The 3775-nt window shown below is 62.2% G+C and carries 3 protein-coding genes; all 3 read left to right on the top strand.

Translation table 11 applies throughout. The features are described 5' to 3' along the window. Positions 1-1095, top strand: a 1095-nt coding sequence (gene gcvT, locus AC2FHW_RS19840) for a glycine cleavage system aminomethyltransferase GcvT (protein ID WP_496690629.1), incomplete at its 5' end; no start/stop codon positions are given. 18 nt (positions 1096-1113) lie between these two features. Next, complete coding sequence (gcvH, locus tag AC2FHW_RS19835; RefSeq protein ID WP_142640419.1) at positions 1114-1479, top strand: glycine cleavage system protein GcvH; 366 nt, start codon at positions 1114-1116, stop codon at positions 1477-1479. Between the two features lie 113 nt (positions 1480-1592). Next, positions 1593-3775 (top strand): aminomethyl-transferring glycine dehydrogenase (gcvP, locus tag AC2FHW_RS19830; protein WP_496822500.1); only part of this gene is annotated, 2183 nt, incomplete at its 3' end.

Genomic DNA, 3775 nt, shown 5'->3' with positions numbered 1-3775 from the left:
ATGACGGATATTAGGCGCACGCCTTTGCATGGTTTGCATGTTGAGTTGGGTGGGAAGTTGGTTGATTTTGCGGGCTGGGAGATGCCTGTTCAGTATCCCTTGGGGATTATGGGTGAGCATGCGCAGTGTCGTGAGAAGGCGGCGGTGTTTGATGTGTCTCATATGGGTCAGGTGATCCTGCGGGGTGAGGATGTTGGTGCCAAGCTTGAGGCTCTGTGCCCGCAGGCCTATGCGACACTGAAGCCTGGCAAGGCGCGGTATGGATTTTTCACCAATTCGGATGGCGGGATCATGGATGATCTGATCGTGTCGAATGCGGGGGATCACTTCTTTGTGGTGGTGAACGCGGCGCTGCGTCATCAGGATATTCCGCATATGCGCGACAATCTGGACGGGGTTGAGGTGATCGAGATCTTTGACCGCGCGCTTGTTGCGGTGCAGGGACCGAAGGCCGAGGATGTGGTGGGTGCGCTTTGCCCTGCGGCGCGGGATCTGAAGTTCATGGAAACTGTTGTTGCCGACATCCTGGGGGCCGAATGCCGGATCTCGCGTCTGGGCTATACCGGCGAGGACGGGTACGAGATCTCGATCCCCGAGGACCGCGCGATAGAAATCACCAAGGCCTTCCTGGCGCATGAGGATTGCGAGGCGGCGGGCCTGGGCGCGCGCGACAGCCTGCGGCTGGAGGCGGGGCTGTGCCTGTATGGCAATGACATCGACCAGGGCACCTCGCCGATCGAGGCCAGCCTGGGTTGGGCGATCCAGAAACGCCGCAAGGAAGAGGGCGGATTCCCGGGGGCCGACCGCATTCAAAAAGAACTGGCCGAGGGTCCCGCGCGCAAGCTGGTGGGCATCAAGCCGGAAGGCCGGGCACCGGCGCGTCAGGGCGTGGACATTCAGTGCGCGCAGGGCAATACAATCGGCCAGATCACCTCGGGCGGGTTTGGCCCGACGGTCGGTGGACCTGTGGCGATGGGCTATGTGGCGGCGGATCATGCCGAACCGGGCACGGCGGTGAACCTGATCATCCGGGGCAAGCCGCAACCGGCACAGATTGTGGCCACCCCCTTTGTCACCCAGAATTACAAGCGTTGAAGTCAGGAGAGAGACAACATGGCAACCTATTATTCCGAAGAGCACGAATGGCTGACCGTCGAGGGCGACACCGCGACGCTGGGCATCACCAAACACGCGGCTGAACAGCTGGGCGACGTGGTGTTCGTGGAACAGCAGGAAGCAGGCGACGAGTTCGAGAAGGGTGGCGAGATTGGCGTGATCGAATCCGTCAAGGCGGCGTCCGAGCTTTATGCGCCGGTTGATGGCGAGATCGTCGAGGTCAACGAGGCGCTGGCCGACAATCCGGGCGCGCTGAACGACGACCCCGAGGGCGAGGCCTGGATTTACAAGATCAAGATCACGGATGCGTCGCAGCTGGAAGATCTGATGGATGAGGCCGGCTACAAGGCCTTCATCGGGTAACTTCAATTCCGGGGCCCTGAAACCGGGCCCCGGGCTTCATCTTTTTCCAAATACTCCCGCCGGAGGCATCTGCCAGAGCGGCTGGGCGAGACATTCCTTGAGGAGCGCTACACATGGCCTTCAAACTCACCGATTACGAAGCCTATGACTTTGCCAACCGTCGCCATATCGGGCCCAGCCCGACCGAGATGCGCGACATGCTCAAGGTGACCGGCTTCACGACGCTGGATCAGCTGATTGACGCCACCGTCCCCCCTGCGATCCGGCAGAAGGAAGCGCTGGACTGGGGTCCGGCGATGACCGAGCGCGATGCGCTGTTCCACATGAAAGAGGTGGCGAGCAAGAACAAGGTTCTGACCTCGCTGATTGGTCAGGGCTATTACGGCACCACCACGCCTGCGCCGATCCTGCGCAATATCCTGGAAAACCCGGCCTGGTACACGGCGTACACGCCTTATCAGCCCGAGATCAGCCAGGGCCGGCTTGAGGCGTTGCTGAACTTCCAGACCATGGTCAGCGATCTGACCGGGCTGGACGTGGCCAACGCATCCCTGCTGGACGAAGCAACCGCTGCTGCCGAGGCGATGGCGATGGCCAAGCGCGGTGGCCGGTCCAAGGCCAATAACGCGGCTTTCTTCGTCGATAAAAACTGCCACCCGCAGACCATTGCGGTGATCAAAACCCGCGCCGAGCCTCTGGGCATCGACGTACAGGTGGCTGATCCGGATACGATGGACGCGGGCGCGGTGTTTGGCGCGATCTTCCAGTATCCCGGCACGCATGGACATGTGCGTGACTTCACCGCCGAGATCGCGGCGCTGCATGAACATAAAGCCATTGCCATCGTTGCAGCGGACATCCTGTCGCTGGCGCTGCTGAAGTCACCGGGCGAGATGGGCGCAGATATCGCCATCGGTTCGACCCAGCGCTTTGGCGTGCCGATGGGCTATGGCGGCCCGCACGCGGCCTATATGGCGACCACCGACAAGCTGAAGCGGTCGATGCCCGGCCGGATCATCGGCGTCAGCATCGACAGCCGGGGTAACAAGGCCTATCGCCTGGCGCTGCAGACCCGCGAACAGCATATCCGCCGCGAGAAGGCCAACTCGAATGTCTGCACCGCGCAGGCGCTGCTGGCCGTCATTGCGTCGATGTATGCGGTTTATCACGGCCCTGATGGCATCAAGGCCATTGCGCAATCGGTGCACCGCAAGACCTCGCGCCTGGCCGCCGGTCTGGAAGAGGCGGGCTTTGCCGTGGAACCGGAAGTGTTCTTTGACACCATCACGGTCGAGGTCGGCCATCTGCAGAATGTCGTGATGGAGGCCGCCGTGGCCCGCGGCGTCAACCTGCGCAAGGTCGGCGACAGCAAGGTCGGCATCAGCCTGGACGAACAGACCCGGCCCGAGACCATCGAGGCCGTCTGGGGTGCCTTCGGCATCGATCGGGCGGATGACAGCTCGAACAAGCAATACCGCCTGCCGGATTACGCGCTGCGTGAAAGCGAATATCTGACCCACGAGATCTTCCACAAGAACCGGGCCGAGGCCGAGATCACGCGGTACATGCGCCGTCTCGCCGACCGCGACCTGGCGTTGGACCGGGCGATGATCCCGCTGGGGTCGTGCACGATGAAGCTGAACGCCACGATCGAGATGATCCCGGTCACCTGGCCCGAGTTCGGCAATCTGCACCCGTTCTGCCCCGAAGATCAGGCACAGGGCTATCACGAGATGATTGCCGATCTGAACGACAAGCTGTGCCAGATCACCGGCTATGACGCGATCTCGCAGCAGCCCAACTCGGGCGCGCAGGGCGAGTACGCAGGCCTGCTGACCATCCGCAACTATCACGCCGCGCGGGGTGAGGCGCATCGCAATGTCTGCCTGATCCCCACTTCGGCCCATGGCACCAACCCGGCCTCGGCCCAGATGGTGGGCTATCAGGTGGTGCCGGTGCAAGCGGATGAGAAGGGCAACATTGATGTCGCCGATTTCCGCGCCAAGGCGGAAAAGCATTCCGACCATCTGGCCGCCTGCATGATCACCTATCCGTCGACCCATGGCGTGTTCGAGACCACCGTCCAGGAGGTCTGCCAGATCACCCATGATCACGGCGGTCAGGTCTATATCGACGGCGCCAACATGAACGCCATGGTCGGCCTGTCGCGCCCCGGTGATATCGGCGGCGATGTCAGCCACCTGAACCTGCACAAGACCTTCTGCATCCCGCATGGCGGTGGCGGCCCCGGTATGGGTCCGATCGGCGTCAAGGCGCATCTGGAGGAACACCTGCC

The sequence above is a fragment of the Ruegeria sp. YTSA108 genome, assembly GCF_059610185.1.
Note: the sequence above shows the minus strand (reverse complement) of the source record. Positions and strands in the feature narration are given on the sequence as shown.

Bases quoted from the DNA above. Each gene is read 5' to 3' on its own strand.
- gcvH (WP_142640419.1), top strand. From the start codon at position 1,114: ATGGCAACCTATTATTCCGAAGAGCACGAATGGCTGACCGTCGAGGGC.